The organism is Frigoribacterium sp. ME-P-080, from assembly GCF_030209595.1.
Taxonomy (GTDB): domain Bacteria; phylum Actinomycetota; class Actinomycetes; order Actinomycetales; family Microbacteriaceae; genus Frigoribacterium.
The window spans coordinates 448,351-471,850 of record NZ_JARVRR010000002.1; the positions used below are offsets into that span (position 1 = coordinate 448,351).

Here is a 23,500-nt window from a genome sequence, read left to right on the forward strand (position 1 = left end):
CTCGAGAACAGGAGGCGCGGTGCCCGTCGGCACCGCGCCTCCCGTCGTCCGTCGGGTCGGGCCGTCGACTGGTCGCGAATCGTCCTTCGGGGGCGCGCGAAGGACGATTCGCGACCACTCGACCGGCGAGCCGGGGCGTCAGGGGTGCAGGGCGTGGCGCGCGGTGGCGCGGACGGCGTCGGTGACGGCCTCGAGGAGGGGCGAGGCGAGGGTCCAGCGCTGCCAGAAGAGCGGCACGTCGACCGGGTCGCCGGCGGCCAGTTCGACCAGACGGCCGGCGTCGAGTTCGGGGCCGGCCTGCGCCTCGGGCAGCATGCCCCAGCCGAGGCCGAGCACGACGGCCCGGGCGAAGTCGGCCGAGGCGGGCACGTGGTGCCGGGGTGCGAGCGGCTCGTGACCGGTGAGCCGACGCGCGAAGTCGTGCTGCAGGTCGTCGGCGCGGTCGAAGACCACCATCGGGGCACGATCGAGCCGTCCGTGGTCGAGGCCCCTGGGCTCGGCGGTTCCTCCCGCGCTCGGTCGGGCGCCCAGCCACCGTTCGACGAACCCCGGACTGGCGACCGCGCGGTAGCGCATGACGCCGAGCGGCTCCGAGCTGCAGCCCTGCACGGGCTCCCGGGTCGCGGTGACGGCGGCGAGCACGTCCCCCGATCGCAACAGCTCGGCCGTGTGCTGTTGGTCGGCCCGGCGCAGGTCGAACACCACGGGCACCGTGGGCGGGACGGCGGCCAGCGCGTCGAGGAACCAGGTCGCCGTCGAGTCGGCGTTGACGGCGATGGGCAGGGTGGTGGGGACGGGGTCGTCACCGTCGTCCCCTCCGTCGGGTCGGCCGGCGCCGAGCCGGGCCAGCGCGTCCGACGTGAGCAGGTCGACCTGGCGGGCGTGACGCAGCACCACGTCACCGGCCGCGGTCGTGGTGACCGGTGTCGTGCGTCGCAGCAGCACCTGCCCGGCCGCTCGTTCGAGCTGCTTGATGCGCTGCGACACCGCGGACTGCGTGACGTGCAGGCGTCTCGCCGCCGCCTCGAACGTGCCCTCGTCGACGACGGTGCGAAGGGTGTCGAGCTGGTCGAGCGCGAAACGGGCCATGAGTCGAGCTTATGCAGCATCACGAACATGAGTTGGCGTGATGGTCTGGCGCGCCCTTAGCGTGTCGCCATGACCTTCGCGACCGTGGTGCCCGCCGCCCTCTTCGGTTTCGGCACGAGCCTCGCCCTGATCGTCGCCATCGGTGCCCAGAACGCCTTCGTGCTGCGCGTCGGGCTCCAGGCCGTGACCCGCGTCGTCGTGCCGGTCGTCGTGGTCTGCGCGGTGAGCGACGCCGTGCTGATCAGCGCCGGGGTGGCCGGGGTCGGCGCGCTCGTCGAGGCCGCGCCGCAGGCGGTCGTCGTCGTGCAGATCGTCGGGGCAGGGTTCCTGCTGGTCTACGGCGTCTTCGCCGCGAAGCGCGCCATCCGGCCCGTGGGCGCGCTCACGGTCGAGGCCGGCGCGCCGCCCGCGCGGGTCGTCCCGGCCGTCCTGGGGGCCCTCGCCTTCACCTGGCTCAACCCGCACACCTACCTCGACACGATCGTGTTCCTCGGCTCGGTGGCGAACCACCAGCCGCCCGAGCTGCGGTGGTGGTTCGCGGGCGGGGCCGTCACGGGCAGTCTCGTGTGGTTCTCGGCGCTGGGGTTCGGCGCGCGCCTCCTGCGTCCCCTGTTCGCGAAGCCGGTCGCGTGGCGGGTGCTCGACGCGGTGATCGCCGTCGTGATGGTCGCCCTCGGGCTGCGGCTGCTGTTCGGGCTCTGACGGCCGGCCGCCCCTCGAGGGGTCGGGACGGGCCGCTCGGTTCCGCAGGGGAGCGGCACGTCGTGACGCCTCGCCGCCGGTAGGGTCGCCGCATGGTCAGCTTCGCCGACAAGCCCGTGCTCGACGTGACGGTCGAGCAGTGGCGCGAGTACCTCGAGGGCGACCCCGACGTGGGTGGGGTGCGACTGACGCTCCGCAAGGTGCGGTCGACGAGGCCGGGCATGACGTGGTCCGAGGCCCTCGACGTCGCCCTCTGCCACGGCTGGATCGACGGCCAGACCAGCCGGCTCGACGACGACTTCACGCTCACGGCGTTCCAGCCGAGGCGGAAGGACAGCCCCTGGTCCCAGGTGAACCGCGAACACGTCGCACGCCTGACCGCCGAGGGGCGGATGACCCCCGCGGGACAGGCCGAGGTCGACCGGGCGAAGGACGACGGCCGCTGGGACGCCGCCTACCGCCAGAAGGACGCCGTGCCTCCTGACGACCTGCAGGCAGCGCTCGACGCCGACCCGGTGGCGGCGGCGCACTTCGCGACGATGACGAAGACCGAGCGGTTCCGGGTGTACTTCCGGCTGGCCGCACTGAAGCGGCCCGAGACCCGGGCGGCCCGCATCCGCGACGTGGTCGCGGCGGCCGCCCGCGGCGAACAGCACTACCGCTGAGCCGCCCGCAGGAGGCGCGGGTCGCCTCAGCGGCGCGAGCGCTGCTTCCAGAAGCGGCCGGCGAGGCGCGCCAGACCGACCAGCGCGACCGACAGCACGGCGAGTGCGACGAGCAGCACGACCATGTAGAGCGCCACGGGGCCGTAGCCGCCCAGCGCCTCCGGGTCGTAGAAGGGGTAGGGGTAGAACGACGTGACGGCGCCGCGGACGAGCGAGTACACGCTGTAGAGGACGGGCACGACGAGGCCGAGGCCCGCGGCGGCCCAGGGCAGGCGACGGCCGACGGGCAACACGAGCCAGTCGACCAGCACGGCGACGGGCATCACCATGTGCACGACGACGTTGACCCAGGGCAGCACGCCGCCGGCCACCTCGGTCAGCAGCAGGTTGAAGACGAGGCCGACGAACACCATGTTCACGACCGCGATCAGCCGGACGACGTCCCAGGCCCGGCTGCCGGGACGGCGGCGCAGCGTCCGGACGCCGCCGACGGTGAAGACCACGACGGCGAACAGGTTGCTCAGGTTCGTGAAGAACGAGAAGAAGTTGACGACGCTGTAGTCGTTCTCGAGGGTGTCCGCGAACTGGGCGGAGACGGCCACGAGGGCGAGCGCGGCGAAGACGAACCGGTACGGGACCATGAGCTGAGCGCGCGTCATGTCCTCACCCTAGTGAGGCGGAGCCGACCCGTAGCCGCTCACGAGGTCATCGGGTCGACGCCGGCGTCCGGGTCAGGCCTGCTCGATCTTCTCGATCAGGGTCGCCTTGGTGTGACGCGACACGTTCGTGATGCCCTTGGTGCGGGCGAGGGCGCGCAGGGCGACGAGGGTCTGCGCGTGCAGGTCGACGTGGGCGTCGTGACCGTCGGACAGCTGGACGGTGGTCTCGTCGACCTCGGGCAGGGGCGGCGTGTAGATCGAGCGCGGCTTGGCCGGGGTTGCGGACGACGTGCTCGACGACGAACCGTTCGACGCCGAACCCTTCGAGCCCTGCACGGCACCCTTGGCCGTCTTCTTGGCGTCCTTCAAGCCGGACGTGGCGTCGTCGAGGGCGTTCTCGAGCGGCTTCACCGACGGGCGGCTCTTCTTGGCGAGCTTCTTCGCACGACGCTTGGCCTCGGCGACCGCGGCGCGGGCATCGGTGACGGCGTCCTCGGCCTTGTCGTAGGCCTTGGCGGCGGATTTCTTGAGCTTCTTCTGGTCGGCCACGGGATCGGCCCCTCTCTCGAACGTGCGGAAATCGTGCCTGTGAGCGTGGCACGCCCACCTGGGACGGCTGTCAGTCGACCGGCGTCGTCTTGCCGCTCGCGATGCGGTCCCGCTCGGCACGGAGCGACTCGATCGTCTCGGGATCGAGGAAGTCCACGAACGGGTTCGGCTGCCCCGTGCGGGCGGCCACCACCTCGGTGTAGGCGGCCGAGGCGCGGCGCACCTTCGCGGTGGCGCGACCGAGCCGTTTGGACGACGACGATTTCGCCGTGACGGCCTCGGCGTGGTGCTCGAGGGCGTCGACGAGTTCGGCGAGCGCGGTGGGGATCTTCTTGGCCATGCGGGGGCCTCTCGGGTGAGGGAAACGGGTGGAGGGGCGTCCCGGACCGGTCGGGAGGGTCACGGACGCCGACCGGATCATCACCCCACCCGGAGAACGGCAGGTGAACGGAGCCCCGGCGCGGGTGCGGACGCGGCTAGGCTCGCCTGCCGTGACGGGCGCGCGGGTGTGGCTGGTCGACCTCGACCTCGACCTCGGCCTCGGCCGAGAAGGCGACGCCGGCGCGCCTCCGGCGAGCGAGGTCTGCGACGCGTACGAGCGGGCCCGCGCGGCGGCCTTCGTGGACGCGACCGACGCGCGTCGGTACCTGGCCTCGCATCGTGCGCTGCGCCTCCTGCTCTCGTCCGTGACCGGCCGGGAGGCCGGGTCGATCGAGTTCGGACGCGAGGCCTGTCGCTCGTGCGGTGGTCCGCACGGTCGGCCGGTGCCGGTGCCGTCGGACGACCTGCACGTGAGCCTCAGCCGGAGCGGTCGTTGGGCCGCCGTGGCGGTGCGGGCCGGGGCGCCCGTCGGCGTCGACGTCGAAGGGGCCCGTCCGGCCGGTGCGCTCGAGCACCTCCGGCCCGACGTGAGCCCCGAGGACGTCGACGTGGACGTGCTGCGCGCCTGGGTGCGGAAGGAGGCGCTGCTCAAGTCGACGGGGGAGGGACTGACCACCGCGATGTCGGCGCTTCGTCTGGGGCCCGGGCCCGGGGGCACGACCACGGACGGTCGACGCGGACTGGTCCACGACCGGCGATCGATGACCGGCGTCCTCCTCGCCGTGGCCGGACCGGCCCTGGACGCGGTCGAGTTCACCGACGTGACACCTGGGGTCCCTACCGTGCGGCCGTGAGCCAGACACTGCCCGGCGTGATCGCCGGTTCGCCCGCGGCCCCCGCACCCCGGACGCTCGTCGACGTCCTGCGGGCCACGGCGCTCGAGCACCCGGACGCCTCGGCCCTCGAGGACGAGCGGGGCGCGTGGAGCTACGCGGAACTCGTCGTCCGCGTCGGAGCCGCTTCGCGCGCGCTCGCCGACGCCGGGGTGCGCCGCGGCGACCGGGTGGGCGTGCGCATGCCCTCGGGCGACTCGTCGCTCTACCTGACGATCCTCGCCGTCCTCGCCACCGGGGCCGCCTACGTGCCGGTCGACGCCGACGACCCCGACGAGCGGGCCGCCCTGGTCTTCGGTGAGGCCGGCGTCGCGGGCATCGTCTCGGCGGGGGGACTCTTCACCCCGCGTGACGCCGACCGACCCGACAGCCTCGTGCTCGCCGCGCCGGCCGGGCACGTCAGCGGGCGGGGCACGGCGCTCGCCGACGACGACCGGTCGCCGACCCCGGACGACGACGCCTGGGTGATCTTCACCTCGGGCTCGACCGGCACGCCGAAGGGCGTCGCCGCGAGTCATCGCTCGGCGGCCGCCCTGGCCGACGCCGAGGCGAGGATGTTCCTGTCGTCGCCCGGGCTCGATCCGCTCGGACCGGGCGACCGGGTGCTGGCCGGACTGTCGGTCGCGTTCGACGCCTCGTGCGAGGAGATGTGGCTGGCCTGGCGCAGTGGCGCCTGCCTGGTGCCGGCCCCTCGCAGCCTCGTCCGGTCGGGTGCCGATCTCGGGCCGTGGCTCGTCACCCACGGCATCACCGTCGTCTCGACCGTGCCGACCCTCGCGGCCCTCTGGCCGGACGAGGCCCTCGAGAGCGTCCGGTTGCTGATCTTCGGCGGAGAAGCGCTCCCGCCCGAGATCGTCGACCGGGTCGTCGGCGACGACCGCGAGGTGTGGAACACCTACGGGCCGACCGAGTCGACCGTGGTGGCCACCGGGGCGCTGGTGCGTGCCGGAGAGACGGTGAGGATCGGTCTGCCGCTCGACGGGTGGGACGTGGCCGTCGTCGACGCCGAGGGCGACCCGGTCGCGGAGGGCGAGGTGGGCGAGCTGATCATCGGCGGCGTCGGCCTGGCCCGCTACCTCGACCCCGCCAAGGACGCCGAGAAGTACGCCCCGCACGAGCAGCTCGGCTGGCAGCGCGCCTATCGCAGCGGTGACCTGGTGCGGTTCGACCGGGCCGGGCTCGTGTTCCAGGGGCGGGCCGACGACCAGGTCAAGGTCGGCGGGCGCCGGATCGAGCTCGGGGAGATCGAGACCGCGCTGCAGGCCCTGCCCGGGGTCGGCGGCGCCGCCGCGGCGGTGCGGACGACGGCGGCCGGCAACCAGGTGCTCGTCGGCTACCTCGCGGTCGCGTCGGCCGAGACCTTCGACCGAGGCGCCGCCCTCGCCCGCCTCCGGGACGGACTGCCGGCCGCGCTGGTGCCGCTGCTGGCGCTGGTCACCGGCGACCTGCCGACGAAGACGTCGGGCAAGATCGACCGCGACGCGCTGCCCTGGCCGTTGGTCGACTCGTCGACCGGTGGCGACGGGAGAGGTGGCCGGCCCGACGGTGCCGGTTCGATGACCCCGGTCGAGCAGCTCGTCGCCGACCGCTGGCGCGAGGTCCTCGGCGTACCCGTCCCGGACGCCGACGCGAACTTCTTCGACCTGGGCGGGGGATCGCTGGCCGCCGCCCAGCTCGTGGCCCGGCTGCGCGAGCTCGACCCCGAGTTCACCGTCGCCGAGATCTACTCGCACCCCCGGCTCGGCGCGCTGGCCGAGGCGCTGACGGTGGCGGACGTCGACGACGAGGCCCCGCCGGCCGTGTTCCACCGGTCGGTGCCGACCCCGCGCCGCACCCAATGGCTGCAGACCCTGCTCGGGGTGCCCCTCCTCGTGCTGTCGGGTGCGCGCTGGCTGACCTACGCCCTGACCGCGAGCACCGTGCTGCGCTGGTGGAGCGGGTTCGACGCCCTGCCGGCGGTCGACGGCGGGCTGCTCGTCGTCGCGATCCTCGTGTTCGCGACCCCGCCGGGACGCATGGCGATCTCGGTGCTGGCCTCGCGCCTCCTCCTCCGGGGGGTCGAGGCGGGCGATCATCCGCGCGGCGGCAGCGTGCACCTGAGGCTCTGGCTGGCCGAGCAGGTCGCGCACCAGATCGGGGCGGTCGGGCTCGCCGGCGCCCCGTGGATCAGCTACTACGCGCGGGCCCTCGGGGCTCGCATCGCACCCGACGTCGACCTGCACGCCCTGCCGCCCGTGACCGGCATGCTGCGCATCGGTCGCGGGGCGTCGGTCGAGCCCGAGGTCGACCTGGCCGGGCACTGGATCGACGGCGACGTCGTCCGCATCGGGGCGATCCGCATCGGTGCGGGCAGCACGATCGGCATGCGGAGCACCCTCCTGCCCGGCACCCGGATCGGCAAGGACGCCTCGATCGCGCCCGGTTCCGCGGTCTTCGGGCGGGTGCCCTCGGGTCAGCACTGGGCCGGGTCGCCGGCCGAGCGCATCGGCCGCACCCGCGCCTGGTGGCCGGAGGACCGACCCCCGGCACCCACCCGGTGGTTCGTCGCCTACGGGGCGTCGGCCGTCGTCGTCGCGTTGCTGCCGGTGGCGTCGCTGAGCGCAGGAGGCGCGGTCGTCGCGCTCGGCGTGCGGGGTGCGGGTTCGCTGACGGACGCGTGGTGGCGGGCCCTCGCCCTCCTGGTGCCGGGCACGCTCGTGGCCGGGCTGGTGGCCGCCGTGCTCGTCGTCGCGCTCACCCGCCTGTGGGCCCTCGGCGTGACCGAGGGCACCTTCGCGGTGCGGTCGAGGGTCGGCTGGCAGGTCTGGAGCACCGAACGCCTGCTCGACCTGTCGCGCACCCTGTTGTTCCCGCTCTACTCGAGCCTGTTCACGCCGGTCTGGCTGCGCCTGCTCGGGGCCGAGATCGGGCGGGACGTCGAGGCGTCGACCGTCCTGCTGCTGCCGTCGATGACGACCGTCCGCGACGGAGCCTTCCTGGCGGACGACACGCTCGTGGCGTCGTACGAGCTCGGCGGCGGCTGGCTTCGCGTGGCCCGGGCCGAGATCGGCCGGCGGGCGTTCCTGGGCAACTCGGGCATGACCGCCCCGGGCCACAAGGTGCCGAAGGACGGTCTGGTGGCCGTGCTCTCGTCGGCTCCGCGCAAGTCCAAGGCGGGGTCGTCGTGGCTCGGTTCACCCGCGGTGCGCCTGCGCCGCACGGTCGCCGTCGCCGACGAGACCCGCACCTTCCGCCCGGCCACGCACCTCCGGGTGGCCCGCATCGCGTGGGAGCTCAGCCGGATCGTGCCCGTCGTCGTCACCTGCGGCATCGGCCTCGGCCTGGTCGTCGGACTGTGGGCGCTGGTCGACGCGATCGGGGTCGGCGCGACGGCCGCGGTCGGCGGCGTCGTGATGCTCGCCGTCGGGGCGGCGGCCGCCGGGGTCACGACGCTCGCCAAGTGGGCGCTCGTCGGGCGCATCCGGGCCGGCGAGCACCCGCTCTGGTCGTCGTTCGTCTGGCGCAGCGAGGTGTCCGACACCTTCACCGAGATGTGCGCGGCCCCCTGGTTCGCCCACGCGGCGGCCGGCACCCCGGCCCTCGTGTGGTGGCTGCGCTCGCTCGGGGCCTCGATCGGTCGCGGCGTGTGGACCGACAGCTACTGGTTGCCCGAGGCCGACCTGGTGCGACTCGACGACGCGTCGACGGTGAATCGAGGATGCGTCGTGCAGACCCACCTGTTCCATGATCGAATCATGAGCATGGACACCGTCACCCTGGCCGCGGGCTCGACCCTCGGACCCCACAGCGTCGTGCTGCCCGCGGCCCGTCTGGGCGAACACGCCACGGTCGGTCCCGCGTCGCTCGTCATGCGCGGCGAGGTCGTCCCCGTCGGCAGCCGGTGGAGCGGCAACCCGATCGGCCCGTGGCGGGACGTCACGTTCGCGGACTACCACGCCGTCTCGCAGTGACCGGTCCGGCGGCGACCCCGGACGGCTACACGCCCGAGAGCGGCAACACCGGGTACGGCGTGCGCTCGTACGACCTCGTGGTCGGGTACCGCGTGGCGACGAACCGACTGGACGGCGTGGCGACGCTGACGGTCGTGCCGACCGAGGCCGTCCGCACGCTCGTGTTCGACCTGCTCCGCCTCCGTGCCGCGAAGGTGCGGGTGGACGGGCGCAAGGCGCGTCACGCGCAGTCGGCGACGAAGCTCACGGTGACGCTGTCCGAGGAGACCGTGCCGGGTGAGCCGGTCGAGGTGGTCGTCGAGTACGCGGGCTCGCCCGCACCCCGCCGCACCCGCTGGGGCACCCTCGGCTGGGAGGAGCTGACCGACGGCGCACTCGTCGCCTCGCAGCCGAACGGGGCGGCGACCTGGTTCCCGTGCAACGACGACCCGGCGGACAAGGCGACCTACCGGGTGCAGGTCACGACCGAGCAGCCCTACGCCGTCGTCGCCCACGGTGAGCTGACCGACCGGCACACGCGGTCCGGCCGCACGACCTGGGTCTACGAGCAGCCCGAGCCCACGGCGACGTACCTCGCGACGGTGCAGATCGGCCGCTACGAGTTGGTGCCGGTCGTGCTCGCGGGGGTGCCCGGCGTCTTCGCCGGGGTGCCCGCGATGCGGTCCCGCATCGGTCGTGACTTCGGCGAGGTGGCCGACATGATGGCCTGCTTCGTCGAGCGGTTCGGTCCGTACCCCTTCGCGTCGTACTCGGTGGTCGTCACCGACGACGACCTCGAGATCCCGCTCGAGGCCCAGGGCCTCGCGATCTTCGGGGCGAACCACGCCGACGGGGCGGGCGGGTCGCGTCGACTGATCGCGCACGAACTGGCGCACCAGTGGTTCGGCAACAGCGTGGGCCTGACGACCTGGCGCGACATCTGGCTGAACGAGGGCTTCGCCTGCTACGCCGAGTGGATCTGGTCCGAGGCCTCGGGCGGTCCGTCGGCCGCGCGCATCGCCGCCCAGACCCGCGCGCGGCTGGCCGGTCTGCCCCGCGACCTGCTCGTCGGCGACCCCGGCCCCGACCTGATGTTCGACGATCGCGTCTACAAGCGCGGGGCGCTCGCGGTGCACGCCCTGCGCTCGGCGGTCGGCGACGTCGCGTTCTTCGACGTGCTGCGTGCCTGGACCGCCGAGCACCGGCACGGCGTGGCGACCACGGCCGACTTCGTCGCCCTCGCCACCCGCGTCTCCGGCCACCCCGTCGGACCGCTGCTGCGTCCCTGGCTCGACGAGCGGGCCCTGCCGCCGCTGCCGTAGGCGGCATTGCAGTCCCGTCGGGATGCGCTCCTTGGGCTGTTGCAGTCGTCAGACGACGAACGGTCGCGCACTGACGCGGAGCCCGGATGAGTCAGGCCTGCGACAACGCGTCGAGCTGCGCATCAGAAGACTTTTATGCGGAACCGCTCGCTGGCGCGGGCGAGGTGCTCGTCGGTGACGAGGAGCGGCTCGCCACTCGTCGCGATGAAGTCCGCAGACCATGAGTCCGCTGCGCCGGGCATCCACGCCGCGCGACACCATCCACCCCCGTGCTTGCTGCCGAACTGAAGACCACGAGCGACCGAGCCGTCGAACAGCTCGATGCCTCGCAGGTGCATGCCGACGGCGGTGGTCACGATGCGGTTCTCGCCCCTCAGAACCGCCGTCGTCAGACTCCTGACGCCCTGACGGATGAGCGTGGGTTCGATCGTTGCTTCCAGGACCGAGAGCGAGTCAGGATGCTCCACGTCGATCCACCACCCGTCCCCCTGTCCGATCACCTCATACACGCACCTGTCGACGCGCCATTGCTGTGGCACGGCGCCCATGCCCATGAATTGGGCCTCGCCCCATTCCTCGGCCACGAGTTCGAGCAGCTCGCTTCGCGTGAGGCCGAGCGCGGCGGCATCGCTTTCGAGAGGATCGAGTGCGCCGAGCTGCCGTTTGAACGGGGAGAGGACTTCAGCGAAAGCCGACTCGGCCTCGCGAGCCAGGTAGAGCGTGCGGCCCAGGGAGTCGTAGCGCCCCCACCTTTTTCGTGCGCTCCTGGCAGTCCGCTCGGGAGCCGACAGCGCTCCGTATCTCGGTTTCGCGATGCGGTAGGTGGTTTCGCCGAGTTCCGGCACGAGGCGCAAGCCGGTCGCGGTACACGTGGTGCCCCCGTTCACCCTCAGGCGTCCGGCTCATCTCGAAGGAACGCGGTGAGGGCCTCTATGACTTCGCGACCGCGGTCCTCGCGAATGGCCGTCAAGGGAGTGCTTTCGCCGAGGAGGGGGTTGCCACCGATGAACCACTGGCGGGCGATGTGGGCACCCTCGTCTTGGACCAGTGCTGCCCACGCCCTGTGGCCGAGTTGCAGACGTCGTGTGAAGTCGGGACCCGGGGTGGGCCCGTCGGATCGAGCCCACTTCGCGGGTAGCTTGCGGTCTTTGGAGCCGGTCATGGCGGCGACGAGTGTCGGGCCCAAGCCGTGCACGAGGACATTCGCCACTTCATGGACGTCCATCCGCGCGGTCCTGGTGTGCTGGCCGGTGATCGTACGCGTGGGCATGAAGGAATCATAGATGACGCCCCCCGATTACCCCATTGATTACCCTCGAATTACCCTTGGATGATCCCCATGTCGCCTGCGGCGGGGTAGCCCGTCGAAGGCGCGCTCCTGCTTGCGGCCCTTCTCGCGACACGAGCCCGACACATGCCATGACTACCGTGGGCGGATGACCGTTGTCCAACCGTCCGAGGTGCCCGTGCTCAGCCTGCTGCGCGACCTGGTCGCCATCGACTCGACCAGCGGCTCACCGGGCGAGGCGGCCGTCCTGCGCCGCGTCGCCGCGGAGTTCGAGGGCGTCGAGGAGGCGCGGGTCGCCTTCGCCCCCGGGGCCGACGGCGAGCCCGCGGCCCTCCTGGTCTCGCCGACGTCCGTCGCCGTCGACCGGCCGCTGCTCGTCTTCGCGTCGCACGCCGACGTCGTGCCGGTGACCGACGCCTCGGCCTGGACCCACGATCCCTTCGCCTCGACCGTCGTCGGCGACCGCCTGTACGGGCGGGGTGCCTCGGACATGAAGTCCGGCCTGGCCGCCTCGATCGTCGCCGTGCGGGACCTCCTGCGCCAGGGTGCACCCGTCGCGCTCGCCGTCTCGACCGGTGAGGAGGTCGGCTGCCTCGGGGCTCCTGCCGTCGTCGACCTGCTCGCGGGCCTGCGCGTGGGGGCCGTGGTGATCCCCGAGTCGACCGACGGGCAGGTCGTGCTCGGTCACCGCGGCGCCCTCTGGACGACCGTCCGCACCTCGGGCGTCGCCGCGCACGGCAGCACGCCCGAGCGGGGCCACAACGCGATCCTCGACCTGGTGGCCGTGCTCGGGCGCCTGGACGACCTGCCGCTCTCGTCCCATGCCGACCTCGGGCGCGAGACGGTCAACGTCGGCGTCGTCTCGGGCGGCAGCGTGCCGAACATCGTGCCCGACGTCTGCGAGGCGCGCATCGACCTGCGCGTCGTCCGGGAGGACGTCGACGAACTCGTCGACTGGTGGCGTGGCCAGCCCGAGGTGACCGACGTCCGCGTCGACCTCGACCTGGCCGCGGTGTGGACCCCGCGCGACCATCCCTGGCTCGCCGGGCTCGACGCCCCGGTCTCGGAGGCGCCCGCGTCGTACTTCACGGACGCCTCGGTGCTCGTGCGGTCGCTCGAGGACGGGGTGCCCGTCGTGGTCTGGGGCCCGGGCGACCCCACCGTCGTCCACACGGTGGACGAGTCCGTGTCGGTCGAGGCGGTCCTGCGGGCCGTCGAGCAGTTCGGCCGCGTCGGCGGGCGGTGGGCCGTCGAGCACTGACCGACGCCCGACGGGGCGGTCGGGGCCGTCGAGCACTGACCGACGCCCGACGGGGCGGACGGGTCAGGCGGGCTCGGGAGTCGACGACCGCGTGCTCTGCCGGCGGACGAGCCTCGGCGCGAACGACACGCGCGCGCCTCCGAGTCCTCCGTCGTCGGAGCCCCGCAGCGAGAGCAGTCGCAGCGCCTCGGCGGCCATGCGGTCGGTCGGCTGCGCCAGGGTCGTCAGGGCCGGGGTCACGTACGAGGCGAAGACGATGTCGTCGAAGCCCGTGACCTGCAGCTCGTCGGGCACCGACACCCCGAGTTCGCGGGCCGCCCTCAGCACGCCCATGGCGATCAGGTCGTCCGCGCAGACGATGGCGTCCGGGCGGTCGTCGGAGGTCAGCAGTCGGCGGGCCGCCGCGTCGCCGCTGTCGACCGAGTAGTCGCCGAGCACGACCCCGTCGCGCACCTCGCGGATGCCGAGTTCGGCCGCCCAGTGCCGGAAGCCCCGGAGGCGCAGGGTCGTCGACGAGTTCGTCAGCTCGGAGGTCACGAACGCGGCCGAGCGGGCACCGGTCCCGGCGAGGTGCGTCAGGACGAGCTTCATCGCCTCGGCGTCGTCGAGGCCGATCCAGTCGGTGCCGGCGACGTCGACCCGGCGGTCGAGCTGCACCAGCGGGACGGCCCGGGCGGACGCGGCGACGGCCGCCGCGCTCTCGGTGTCGTGCACGGGGCTGACCACGATGCCGTCGACGTGCCGCTCGATGAGCGACCGGAGGTGCTCGGCCTCGACGGCGGGGTCCTGCCGCGAGTCGCAGAGGAACAGCTGTTTGCCCTCGCCGTGCAGCGCGCTCTCGAGGCTGTCGACCAGGGTCGTGAAGAACGGGTTGAGGATGCTCGGGACGACCATGCCGACCGTGTCGGTGCGGCGGGTGCGCAGGGCGCGCGCGATGCCGTTGCCCGAGTAGCCCAGCTCGTCGGCCGCCAGCCGCACGCGGGCCTCGACCTCGCGGCCGACCGGGCGCGACGCCGACATGACGCGCGAGACCGTCGCGGCGGAGACGCCCGCCCGGCGGGCGACGTCCGAGATGGTGACGGCGTTCATGGGCTCCTCAGGGCGTGGCCGCCGGGGACGACGGGTGATCCCCTCATCGTATCGTCCCCTCGCGGGAAACCGATTGCCCGCCCCGGATCTCTTTTACACGTCGGAAACACAAAGGTGTTGACACTCGAAACACGAAGGCGTCACTCTTGACGCAGTTCCCGACGGAAATCGATTGCCCGTCGATCTCGACCCCACCGAGATCGCCCCCTCGCCAGTCCCGCATGCTCCACCTCGTCCTCCCCAGGAAGGCTCCTCATGCCCACGACCCGTACCGTCCTCGCCGCATTCGCCGTGGGCGCCATCGCCATCGGCACCCTCGCCGGCTGCGACTCGTCCTCGACCACCGCCTCCGGCTCCGCGTCCGGCGGCTCGACCTCGACCCGCCCGGCCCCCACCGACGTCCCCCAGGCCTGTGCCCCCGAGGGCGGCGGCACCCTGCAGCTCGGCATGGTCGACATCAACGAGCAGACCGCCTTCTTCACCCAGATGAACGAGGGCGTCCAGGACGTCGCCGACGAGGCCGGTGCCGACCTGCAGATCGTCAGCGGCGACAACGACAGCGCCACGCAGGTCTCGGGCGTCGAGAACCTCGTCGCCTCGGGGGTCGACGCGCTCATCGTCGACCCGGTCGACGCGACCGCGTTGATCCCGGCGCTCACCGCGGCGAAGGCGGCCGGCATCCCGGTCGTCGCGGCCGACGGTTCGGTCGAGGACGCCTCGGCGATCGACTCGTACGTGGGCACGGCGAACGAGGACGGCGGCGCCCAGCTCGGGAAGGCCTTCCTCGACATCACGGGTGGCGAGGGCGAGGTCGGCGTCGTCGGAGCGCTCAACAGCGCGATCCAGATCCAGCGCCAGAACGGCTTCACCGACGCGGTCGAGGCCGGCGGCATGACCATCGGCACGATCGTCGACGGCCAGAACGTCAACGAGGACGCCCAGGCGGCGGCCGAGAACCTGCTCACCGGCAACCCCGACCTCGAGTACATCTACGCCACGGGCGAGCCCGCGCTGAACGGCGCCATCGCCGCGGTGAAGAGCCAGGGCGCCCAGGACCGCGTCACGATCGTCGGCTGGGACCTCTCGCCCTCGGCCGTCGAGGGTCTGCAGGACGGCTACGTGAAGGCCGTCATCCAGCAGGACACCTTCGGCTTCGGCTACGAGGCCGCGAAGGCCGCGATCAACCTGGCCTGCGGCACCGCCGACGTGCCGACGACCGTCGACGTGCCGATCACGATCGTCACGCCCGACAACCTGGCCGACTTCTCGTACTACCTGGAGGGCTGATGACCGACGTCACCACCGGCGACCTGCTCGTCGAACTCGAGGGCATCCGCAAGTCGTACGGCGCCGTCGACGTCCTGCGCGGCGTCGACCTGCGCCTCGCGCGCGGCGAGGTGCTCGGCCTGGTCGGCGACAACGGCGCCGGCAAGTCCACCCTCATGAAGGTGCTCGCCGGTTCGGTCCAGCACGACGGCGGCCGCATCAGCATCAAGGGCAAGGAGGTGCGGTTCCAGTCCCCGAGCGACGCCCAGGCCGAGGACATCGGCATCGTCTACCAGGACCTCGCCCTCTGCGACAGCCTCAACGTCGCCGCCAACCTGTTCCTCGGCCGCGAGCCGCGGGTCGGGCCCTTCCTCAAGGTCGGGGCCATGCACGCCGAGGCCACGGCCGTGCTCAAGGAGTTCGGCGTCCGCGTCACGTCCACGCACCAGCTGATCTCGCAGCTGTCGGGTGGTCAGCGCCAGTCGGTCGCCATCGCGCGCGCCGCGTCGGTCGACCCCGACGTGCTGATCCTCGACGAGCCGACCGCCGCCCTCGCCGTCACCGAGGTCGAGTCGGTGCTGCGCCTCATCAAGGAGGTCGCGGCCCGAGGGGTCGGCGTCATCCTGATCACCCACCGGCTGCAGGACCTCTTCCGGGTCTGCGACCGCATCACCGTCATGTACGAGGGGCGCAGCGTCGACGACGCCCGCATCGACGACCTCACCATCGAGTCGCTCGTCGACATGATCACCCGTGAAGGGAGCGCTGCCGCATGACCGCGACGACCTCTGACCCCACCCGCACCGACGGCCCCGAGCCGGGTCGCGGGCACGGCTCCACCGACGTGCGCGAGCGCCGCTGGGAAGCCCTGCAACGCGTCAACAAGTCCACCCTGTTGATGCTCGTCGTGACGCTGGTCGTCATCGTCGTCTTCTCGGTGGCGACCCCGACCTTCCTCACCGGCACGAACCTGCGGAACGTCGCCGTGCAGGTCGCCCCCGCGGCGATCGTGGCCGTCGCGATGACCTTCGTCATCACGGCGGGCATGATCGACCTCTCGGTCGGGTCGACGCTCGCCCTCGTCTCGGTGATCGGGGCGGTCCTGCTGCGGGCCGGTCTCGAGTCGGTGCTGGTGATCGTCATCTGCCTGGCCGTCGGAGCCTTCTGCGGGTTGGTCAACGGCTGGTTCTCGAGTTACCAGGGCATCCCGTCGTTCATCGTCACGTTGGCCACCATGTCGATCGTGCGGGGCGTCGCCCTGCTGATCACGAAGGGCTACTCGATCGCCATCGGCTCGGGGCTGATCTTCGCCCAGGTCGGGCAGGGCCGGCTGTTCGGGCTCGGGTACCCGGCCTGGCTCGCGCTGATCATCGTCGGCGTCGGCATCGTGGGGCTGCAGCGCATGCGGTTCGGCCAGTACATCACCGGCATCGGCTCGAACGAGGAGTCGGTCCGCCGGGCGGGCGTCGACACCCGCTTCGTCAAGATGATGGCCCTCGTGCTCAGCGGCACGGCGGCCGGCGCGGCCGGCATCATCACCGCGGCCCGGCTCGGGTCGGGCGACGCCAACTCGGGCGTCGACTTCGCCATGACGGTCATCACCGCCGTCGTGATCGGCGGCACGAACCTGCTGGGCGGCAAGGGCAGCGTCATCGGCACGGCGATCGGGGCGATCCTGACCGGCGTCATCACCAACGGCCTCACGCTGCTCGGCCTGAGCCCCTACATCGTGCCCATCGTGACCGGCAGCCTCCTGATCATCGTCATCTGGATCAACCTGCGGGGCGGCTCGTTCACCGACCTGGTGCGCAAGCGGGTGACCCGATGAGCCGCGTCGGAGGGTTCGGGGTCGAGACGACCACCGTCGTCGAGGTGCAGACGGTCACCGGTCCCGTGCCGAGCGACCGCCTCGGCTACACGCTGCCGCACGAGCACCTGATCAACAGCATCGAGGAGGGCGGGCTCGAACCCGACCCCGACTTCCCCGAGCTGTTCGACGCCCCGGTCTCTCCCGAGATCGCCTGGTTGCTGCGCGACCGTCCGCTCGCCTGCCGCGACAACTGCGTGCTCGACGGCGACGACGACGCGGTCGACGAGCTCGTGGCGTTCCGCGAGCTCGGCGGCAGCACGGTCGTCGAGCTGACCTCGGACGGACAGGGGCGCGACCCCCGCCGTCTCGCCGAGATCTCGCGCCGCAGCGGGGTCGCCGTCGTCACCGGCGGCGGCTGGTACCTCGAGCGGTTCCACCCCGAGGCCACGGGCCGCGACACCGTCGACGACCTGGCCTCGCGCCTGGTCGCGCAGTACCGGGCCGACCCGGCCGAGACCGGGGTGCCCCGGTCGGGCGTGATCGGCGAGATCGGCGTCTCGCCCGGGTTCACCGAGCGGGAGGAGCGTTCGCTGCGCGCGGCCTGCCGCCTGCAACGCGAGACCGGCCTGCCGATGTTCGTGCACCTGCCCGGCTTCGTCCGGCACGGCGGCCGCGTGCTCGACGTCGTGCTGCGCGACGAGGGCGTCGACCCCACGGCGGTCGTCCTCTGCCACATGGACCCGTCCGGCAGCGACCCCGACTACCAGCGCAGCCTCGCCGAGCGCGGGGTCTGGCTCGAGTTCGACATGATCGGCATGCCGTACCGCTTCTCCCTGCCCGGCGAAGGGCAGTCGCCGTCGCCGGTCGAGACGGCCACGGCCATCGCCCGCCTGGCCTCGGCCGGGTTCGGCCGCCGTCTGCTCTTCAGCCACGACCTCTTCCTCAAGAGCATGTTGCGCAAGCACGGCGGCAACGGCCTCTCGTACGTCCCCGCGGTGTTCCTCGACCGGCTGACCGACCTCGGCGTCGACGCCGAGATCGTGCACGGCGTCGGCACCCGCAACGTCCGCGACCTCTTCGAGGGCGCCGCCCTGACCCGCTGAGGGGCGACGACGCGGCACCGAGCCGCTCGCGCCTCCTCGTCCCGAACCGTCCCGTCACCACCGGAAGGCCCCACCATGTCCCGCATCCTCATCGCCGGCGAGAGCTGGATCACCGCGACCACCCACACCAAGGGCGTCGACGAGTTCACCGCCCACTCGTACACCGAAGGCGTCGCGCAGCTGCGCACGGCCCTGCAGGCCGGCGGCCACGAGGTCGTCCACCTGCCCGCCCACCTCGTCGCCACCGACTTCCCCGAGACGCAGGAGGCGCTGGACGCCTACGACGTCGTGGTGCTGTCCGACATCGGCGTCAACTCGCTGCAGCTCGCGCCCGCCGTCTTCGAGAAGAGCATCCCGGGTCGGGACCGCGTCCGCGAGCTCGCCCGCTGGGTCGAGGCCGGAGGCGCGCTGCTGATGATCGGCGGCTACCTGTCGTTCTCGGGCTGGCAGGGTCGTGCGGGCTACGCCCGCACCGAGATCGCCGACGTGCTGCCGGTCGAGATGCTGATCGGGGACGACCGCGTCGAGCGCCCGGCCGGCGTCGTCGCCACCGTGCTCGACGCCGAGCACCCCGCCCTCGGCGGCGCGGGCACCGAGTGGCCGCTGCTGCTCGGCTACAACCGCACCGTCGTGAAGCCGGGCGCGGTCGAGCTCGCCCGCCTCGACGGCGACCCGCTCGTCGTCGTCGGCGAGGCCGGTGCGGGGCGCACGGCGGTCTTCACGAGCGACTGCTCGCCGCACTGGGCGCCGCCGGCGTTCTGCGAGGAGTGGGACGGCTACGCCCGGGTGTTCAACGGCATCGTGTCGTGGCTGACCGGCCGCTGACGGTGGCGAGCACGACCCGGCCCGAGGGCGTCGGCACGGGCCGGGCGGGGGCGCTGGTCGCCCGCTGCTCGGCCGAGCTCGACGCCTCGGCGTCGGTCCCGCTGCTGGCCCGGATGGCCGACGGCACGCTCGACGACCCCGCCTTCGGTCGCTACCTCGCGATCGAGCAGGCGTTCGTCCGGACGGCGGCCCGTCTCGCCGGCTACTGCCTCTGGCAGCAGCCGGAGTGGTCCCGCGCCGAGCGCCACGCCGAGGCCGTCGCCGACCTCGTCGGTCCGCAGAGCCGGTACTTCGAGCGGTTGCTCTCGACGCGACCGGTCGACGACGCGACCTCGACCGACCTGCTGCGCCGCGCCTCCGTCCTCGAGGGGGCGGTGACGGCGGCACTCGCCGAGGGCGGATACGGCGGGGTCGTCACCAGCCTCGCCGCGGCCGAGACGCTCTACCTGCGGTGGTGCACGCGGGCGGCCGAGCGTGCCGTGCCCCGACCGGACGACGTGCAACGGTGGATCGAGCTGCACGTCACCGACGGCTTCCGCGCCCAGGTGGCCTTCTTGCACCAGCTGGTCGACGAGCTGCCCGCCGACGTGACCGACGCCCGGCTGGACGCCTGGTTCGTCGGCATGCTGCGCGCCGAGGACGCGTTCCACGCGAGCGCCCTCGTCGAGGTGGCCGCGTGACCGGGCCCACTGTCGGCCCGGTCGACCCGGTCGGCCCGGTCGGCCCGGTCGCGATCGACCTGCGCGCCGTCGAGGCCCGTCTCGCCGCGGCCGGCATCGCCTCCGAACGGGTGGTCGTCGGAGCCGACGCCGTCGTGGTCGTCTCGTCCTACGGCGGACGCGTCTACGGACCCTTCTTCGCCGAGGGCGAGGCCGAGAACTGGCTGCCCGACGCGTTCGCCGACGACGACGCGTTCGGCGCGTTGGTCGACTCGGGCGACTGGAACGTCGGCGGCGACCGGGTCTGGATCGGGCCCGAGATCGCCTACATGATCCGCGACCGCAGCGACTACTGGGGCAGCTACGAGATGCCGCCGTCGCTCGACCCCGGCCGCCACGACCTCGGCCGCACGGGCGACCGCGTGACGCTGTCACGGGTCGCCGAGCTCGAGGCGTTCACGGAGCCGACCGGGCTCGTGCGGGCCGACCTGACGCTCGTCGTGCGGCCGGCGGCCCACCCGCTGCGACACCTGCGCGGGGCGTCGGCCGGGGGCCCCGGCGGCGCACCGCTCGTCGACGCCGTCGAGTACGGCGGCTACGTGACGGAGGTGCGGCTCGGCATCACCTCGGACGGCGCGCACGAGGCCGAGTCGTGGATGCTCGACCAGGTGCGGGCGGGCGGCACGGCGTTCGTCGCGGCCGTGCCCGACACCCAGGTGACCGACTACTACGAGCCGGTCGGCGACCTGCTCGCCGAGGTGCCCGGCGGCGTCGCCGTGTCGCTGACCGGTGCCGACCGCTTCAAGATCGGATTCGCGGCACCGCACGTCACCGGACGCCTCGGGTACGTGCGCGCGGTCGGCGACCCGGCCGACGACCGTGCCGTGCTCTTCGTGCGCGGCAGCCACAGCGACCCGTCGGCCGAGTACTCGGAGGAGCCCGACCCGTCCCCGGGGGTCCGGGGCGACTCGCTGCACCTGTACGACGACGACGGCGGGCTCGGCGGGTTCGCCGAGATCGAGGCCCGGGGCACGCCCGTCCTCGGGCCGCGACCCGAGGCGGTCACCGACCGGTTCGCCAGCTGGTGGTTCCGGGGGAGGACGGACGACGTCGCCCGCGTGGCCCAGCACCTGCTCGGGGTGCCCGCCACGACGGTGGCGCAGGCCGCCCGGGGGGCCGCGCCGCGCCTCCTCGGTCCGTCGGCCGCGTCGTCGACCGCCACCACGACACCGTCCCCGTCCCCGTCCCCCACCCCAGAGCCGTCCCCGAGAGGCACGACATGACCCACGACACCGACCCGGCCGCGGCGCAGCGCGCGGAACGCGCCTACGACGACCTCGTCGCCCTGGTCCAGCACGGCCCCCGGTTCCACGGCACCGCAGGGATCGCGGCCGCGGCCGACTGGCTCGAGCAGCGATTGACCGCGGTCGGGTGGCCGGTCGCCCGGCAGCCCGTGACGCTGCCCGGCTGGCAGCCGGGCAGCGTGCACCGGGTCGCGGTGCAGCAGCCGATCGCCCGTGAGCTGCCCGCCTGGCCGATGCTCTGGAGCGGATCGACCGGCGGTGCGCGCCGGGGCACGGTCGAGGCCGTCGGCCCGCAGGGGCTCTGGGGCGACTCGATGGTCTGGCAGAAGTTCGTCGTGCGGGCGGACGGCGGCGACGTCGTGGCCTACCTGCACGCGCGGGACGACGGACCCGCCGCACCGCAGCCGCTGCCCTCCGGGTCGGACCACGACGTGGCCCACCTCGCGATCGGCCGCGTCGACGGTCTGCAGCTGACCGAGTGGATCGCCGACGGCAAGCCCGTCGAGGTCGAGATCGAGGCCGACGGCGGCCCGGTCGACGCCGCGACCAGCGACAACCTGGTCGTCGACGTGCCCGGCACGGGCGACGGGTCGGTGCTGCTCTGCGCGCACTACGACACGTTCTTCAACACGGTCGGCGCCTACGACAACGGCAGCGGCACGATCGCCCTGCTGCAGCTGGCCGAGCGGTGGGCGGCGGCCCCGCCGGTCGCGTCGGTCCGCCTCGTCTTCTTCACCGCCGAGGAGTGGCACCTGGGCGGGTCCCGGCACTTCGTCGACAGCGCCTCGTCCGACGAACTCGACGCCATCGACTACGTGCTCAACGTCGATGGGCTCGGGCGCGGATCTTTCGTGGAGGCGTTCGGCGCCCCCGAGGCGTTCTCGACGGCGTTCCGCGGGGCGCTGCTGGAGCACGCCGCGGCCACCCGGCCCGACCTCGAGCTGGTCACCCGGTTCCCGCCGACGACCGGCACCGACGACGCGTCGTTCTACCGGGCGGGCGTGCCCAGCGCGTTCCTGACCTTCAACGACCTGCACCGCCTGCACCAGCCCGACGACGAACCGAACCGCGGCATCGCGGCGAACGTCGCGTGGACCGTGCCGCTCGTCGAGCACCTCGTGGCGACCCTGGCGCGACCGACGCGGGCCGCGCCTCCCGGGGTGTTGTAGACCAGCCGGGTGCCCGGTCGGCGGGCGGCGGGTGCCGGGCTCAGGCCACCGGCTCGGCGAAGACGATCCGGTTCTGGTCGTAGTGGCCCGAGCCACGGTCGAAGACGCCGCCGCAGGTGATCAGCCGCAGCTGGTCGGTCGGCTGCGCCCCGAAGACCCGGGCGGTCGGGAACTCCGCCTTCGGCGCGTCGACGACCTCGGTGACGGCGTAGCCGACGACGTCCCCGTCGACCGTGGTCACGTCGACCCGGTCGCCGACGACGAGCTCGTCGAGGCGGGCGAAGACCGCGGGGCCCGACGCCGAGTCCACGTGGGCGGCGATCACGGTCGGCCCGCGCCCACCGGGTCGGCCCCCGCCGGTGAACCACCCGACGTCGTCCGCGTCCACCGGTACCTCCATGGCACCGTCGTCGGCGATCCCGAGATCGATCAGCGGGGCGTCCAGCCCGATGGCCGGCACCGAGACGGCCGCCGGAGCGACGCCCTCGCCGACCACCTCGCCGCTGCCGTCGACCCCGCCGCCGTCGACCCCGCCCACCGCAGGAGGTGCGGTGCCCGTCGCCGACGGAGCCGCGGTCGTCGAGGGGCTCGCCCCCGCCCCCGGGGCCGGCGTCACCGTCGGTGCGACCACCCCGGGTGACGCGCACCCGGCGAGGGCCAGCACGACGCCGACGACGACCACCGGGCGGAGGGAGCGGAGCACGTCAGGCCCGGGCCGCGCGCTGACGACGGGTCAGGACGTACGCACCCGCACCGAGCAGGGCGAGGGCCCCGGCGCCACCGGCCGCGAGGCCGAGACCGCCGGCCGACGCGCTCTCGGCGGCCGCGCCTCCGAGTCCGGTGTCGACGCCACCGACGGGCACCTGCGTCAGCTGGCCGCGGACGACGCCGGCCGCGAACGTGGCCGTGTGCGAGTCGCCCGTGAAGCCGGCCGGGTTCGCCTCGAGCTGCTTCAGGCTGAAGCCGGTGCCCGTGTCGGCCCCGGCGGCGCTCATGACGCCGGTCGTGAAGGGCCCCTGCAGGCAGCCGCTGCTCGTGCGCGTGCCGTCACCGCGGTCGACCGGGTTCGGGAACGAGATGCGCGGCGGGCCGGCCTGGCCCTTCGCGGCCTCGTGGATGTGCGTCGCGGTCTTCGCCGGGCTCTGGTACTCGCCCGTGACGCCGCGCAGGGTGATGTCGTAGCAGATCACCTCGGTGTCGCTGTTGACGCGGAAGTCGAACGTGCCCGTGGCACCGGCCTCGCCCGGGGTGGCGACCCCATCGTTGTTGATCACCTGGTCGGGCGTCGCCATGACCGTGTAGGCGCTGGTGAAGGTCGCGGGCTCGGGCACCTCGGTCTCGGCGAACGCGGGCGTCACGCCGAACAGGGTGACGGCGGTGGCGGCGGCGCCACCGATCGTCAGGGTGCGGATGGCGGTCTTCTTGGTCGTGCGCGTCATCTTCGGCATGCTCCGGGTCCTCTCGACGGGGCGGCGCCCGGGCGGGTGCCGCTCGACAGGGCCTACGTCGTCGGGCCTCGATGCGTTCACCAGGTGCCGAGAAAGTTTTCTCGACGGTGCGGTGAACGCCGGAGGCGCAGCGGACGTAGACCCCGTCG

23 protein-coding genes are annotated in these 23,500 nt (G+C 73.1%); 14 read left to right on the forward strand and 9 right to left on the reverse strand.

The annotated features are described in order from the left end of the window. Positions 1–138: 138 nt before the first annotated feature. Complete coding sequence (locus QRN23_RS03630; RefSeq protein WP_159827391.1) at positions 139–1,089, reverse strand: LysR family transcriptional regulator ArgP; 951 nt, start codon at positions 1,087–1,089, stop codon at positions 139–141. 69 nt (positions 1,090–1,158) lie between these two features. Here QRN23_RS03630 and QRN23_RS03635 point away from each other — a divergent pair, with 69 nt between their 5' ends. Both QRN23_RS03635 and QRN23_RS03640 read left to right on the forward strand, forming a co-directional pair. Then, positions 1,159–1,791, forward strand: a complete 633-nt coding sequence (locus QRN23_RS03635) for a LysE/ArgO family amino acid transporter (protein ID WP_285062579.1) — start codon at positions 1,159–1,161, stop codon at positions 1,789–1,791. A 92-nt stretch (positions 1,792–1,883) separates the two neighbouring features. Continuing rightward, positions 1,884–2,456: a YdeI/OmpD-associated family protein gene (locus tag QRN23_RS03640; protein ID WP_285062581.1), complete on the forward strand. Its 573-nt coding sequence runs from the start codon at positions 1,884–1,886 to the stop codon at positions 2,454–2,456. A gap of 26 nt (positions 2,457–2,482) precedes the next feature. Here QRN23_RS03640 and QRN23_RS03645 read toward each other — a convergent pair whose 3' ends face one another. From QRN23_RS03645 to QRN23_RS03655, 3 genes are all read right to left on the reverse strand, one after another. Next, positions 2,483–3,115: a Pr6Pr family membrane protein gene (locus QRN23_RS03645; RefSeq protein ID WP_123571678.1), complete on the reverse strand. Its 633-nt coding sequence runs from the start codon at positions 3,113–3,115 to the stop codon at positions 2,483–2,485. Positions 3,116–3,187: 72 nt separating this feature from the next. Further along, on the reverse strand, positions 3,188–3,664 hold the full coding sequence (locus QRN23_RS03650; protein ID WP_285062582.1) for a Rho termination factor N-terminal domain-containing protein: 477 nt from the start codon (positions 3,662–3,664) through the stop codon (positions 3,188–3,190). Positions 3,665–3,734: 70 nt separating this feature from the next. Then, positions 3,735–4,004, reverse strand: coding sequence for a hypothetical protein (locus tag QRN23_RS03655; RefSeq protein ID WP_285062584.1), 270 nt, complete (start codon positions 4,002–4,004; stop codon positions 3,735–3,737). A 151-nt stretch (positions 4,005–4,155) separates the two neighbouring features. Between QRN23_RS03655 and QRN23_RS03660 the strand changes: the two genes are divergently transcribed. The 3 genes from QRN23_RS03660 to QRN23_RS03670 are packed head-to-tail and all read left to right on the forward strand — an operon-like array spanning position 4,156 to position 10,129. Next, complete coding sequence (locus tag QRN23_RS03660; protein ID WP_285062586.1) at positions 4,156–4,839, forward strand: 4'-phosphopantetheinyl transferase family protein; 684 nt, start codon at positions 4,156–4,158, stop codon at positions 4,837–4,839. Beyond that, positions 4,836–8,828 (forward strand): Pls/PosA family non-ribosomal peptide synthetase, encoded by a 3,993-nt coding sequence (locus tag QRN23_RS03665; protein WP_285062588.1) that lies wholly within the window; start codon positions 4,836–4,838, stop codon positions 8,826–8,828. The genes QRN23_RS03660 and QRN23_RS03665 overlap by 4 nt, the downstream gene beginning before the upstream one ends. After that, positions 8,825–10,129 (forward strand): M1 family metallopeptidase, encoded by a 1,305-nt coding sequence (locus tag QRN23_RS03670; RefSeq protein WP_285062589.1) that lies wholly within the window; start codon positions 8,825–8,827, stop codon positions 10,127–10,129. The genes QRN23_RS03665 and QRN23_RS03670 overlap by 4 nt, the downstream gene beginning before the upstream one ends. A gap of 122 nt (positions 10,130–10,251) precedes the next feature. On the opposite strand, the gene QRN23_RS03675 is transcribed toward QRN23_RS03670, so the two are convergent. Both QRN23_RS03675 and QRN23_RS03680 read right to left on the reverse strand, forming a co-directional pair. Then, on the reverse strand, positions 10,252–10,983 hold the full coding sequence (locus QRN23_RS03675; protein ID WP_200413035.1) for a hypothetical protein: 732 nt from the start codon (positions 10,981–10,983) through the stop codon (positions 10,252–10,254). Positions 10,984–11,018: 35 nt separating this feature from the next. After that, positions 11,019–11,399 (reverse strand): hypothetical protein, encoded by a 381-nt coding sequence (locus QRN23_RS03680; protein WP_159827370.1) that lies wholly within the window; start codon positions 11,397–11,399, stop codon positions 11,019–11,021. Between the two features lie 166 nt (positions 11,400–11,565). Between QRN23_RS03680 and QRN23_RS03685 the strand changes: the two genes are divergently transcribed. Continuing rightward, on the forward strand, positions 11,566–12,678 hold the full coding sequence (locus tag QRN23_RS03685; RefSeq protein ID WP_285062590.1) for a M20 family metallopeptidase: 1,113 nt from the start codon (positions 11,566–11,568) through the stop codon (positions 12,676–12,678). 63 nt (positions 12,679–12,741) lie between these two features. On the opposite strand, the gene QRN23_RS03690 is transcribed toward QRN23_RS03685, so the two are convergent. Continuing rightward, on the reverse strand, positions 12,742–13,767 hold the full coding sequence (locus QRN23_RS03690) for a LacI family DNA-binding transcriptional regulator (RefSeq protein ID WP_056043012.1): 1,026 nt from the start codon (positions 13,765–13,767) through the stop codon (positions 12,742–12,744). Between the two features lie 255 nt (positions 13,768–14,022). Here QRN23_RS03690 and QRN23_RS03695 point away from each other — a divergent pair, with 255 nt between their 5' ends. The 8 genes from QRN23_RS03695 (at position 14,023) to QRN23_RS03730 (ending at position 21,903) form a co-directional block, all read left to right on the forward strand. Further along, entirely contained in the window at positions 14,023–15,054 is a 1,032-nt protein-coding gene (locus QRN23_RS03695; RefSeq protein WP_123571672.1) for a substrate-binding domain-containing protein, read from the forward strand. After that, positions 15,054–15,809 (forward strand): ATP-binding cassette domain-containing protein, encoded by a 756-nt coding sequence (locus tag QRN23_RS03700; RefSeq protein WP_056043006.1) that lies wholly within the window; start codon positions 15,054–15,056, stop codon positions 15,807–15,809. The genes QRN23_RS03695 and QRN23_RS03700 overlap by 1 nt, the downstream gene beginning before the upstream one ends. Continuing rightward, positions 15,806–16,861: an ABC transporter permease gene (locus QRN23_RS03705; protein WP_052505095.1), complete on the forward strand. Its 1,056-nt coding sequence runs from the start codon at positions 15,806–15,808 to the stop codon at positions 16,859–16,861. The genes QRN23_RS03700 and QRN23_RS03705 overlap by 4 nt, the downstream gene beginning before the upstream one ends. Continuing rightward, the gene (locus tag QRN23_RS03710; RefSeq protein WP_285062594.1) at positions 16,858–17,946 is read left to right on the forward strand and encodes a phosphotriesterase family protein; all 1,089 of its coding nucleotides are present in this window, start codon (positions 16,858–16,860) and stop codon (positions 17,944–17,946) included. The genes QRN23_RS03705 and QRN23_RS03710 overlap by 4 nt, the downstream gene beginning before the upstream one ends. 75 nt (positions 17,947–18,021) lie before the next feature. Further along, positions 18,022–18,771 (forward strand): glutamine amidotransferase, encoded by a 750-nt coding sequence (locus QRN23_RS03715; protein ID WP_043593262.1) that lies wholly within the window; start codon positions 18,022–18,024, stop codon positions 18,769–18,771. Next, positions 18,753–19,451: a TenA family protein gene (locus QRN23_RS03720; protein WP_285062595.1), complete on the forward strand. Its 699-nt coding sequence runs from the start codon at positions 18,753–18,755 to the stop codon at positions 19,449–19,451. The genes QRN23_RS03715 and QRN23_RS03720 overlap by 19 nt, the downstream gene beginning before the upstream one ends. Continuing rightward, on the forward strand, positions 19,448–20,713 hold the full coding sequence (locus QRN23_RS03725) for a hypothetical protein (protein ID WP_285062598.1): 1,266 nt from the start codon (positions 19,448–19,450) through the stop codon (positions 20,711–20,713). Before QRN23_RS03720 ends, QRN23_RS03725 begins: the two co-directional genes overlap by 4 nt. Further along, positions 20,710–21,903, forward strand: coding sequence for a M28 family metallopeptidase (locus QRN23_RS03730; protein WP_123571668.1), 1,194 nt, complete (start codon positions 20,710–20,712; stop codon positions 21,901–21,903). Before QRN23_RS03725 ends, QRN23_RS03730 begins: the two co-directional genes overlap by 4 nt. A 40-nt stretch (positions 21,904–21,943) precedes the next feature. Here the strand turns inward: QRN23_RS03730 and QRN23_RS03735 are convergent, their stop codons facing one another. Further along, complete coding sequence (locus QRN23_RS03735) at positions 21,944–22,606, reverse strand: class F sortase (RefSeq protein WP_285062603.1); 663 nt, start codon at positions 22,604–22,606, stop codon at positions 21,944–21,946. A 1-nt stretch (position 22,607) separates the two neighbouring features. Beyond that, complete coding sequence (locus QRN23_RS03740; RefSeq protein WP_056044472.1) at positions 22,608–23,342, reverse strand: CHRD domain-containing protein; 735 nt, start codon at positions 23,340–23,342, stop codon at positions 22,608–22,610. Between the last annotated feature and the right edge of the window lie 158 nt (positions 23,343–23,500).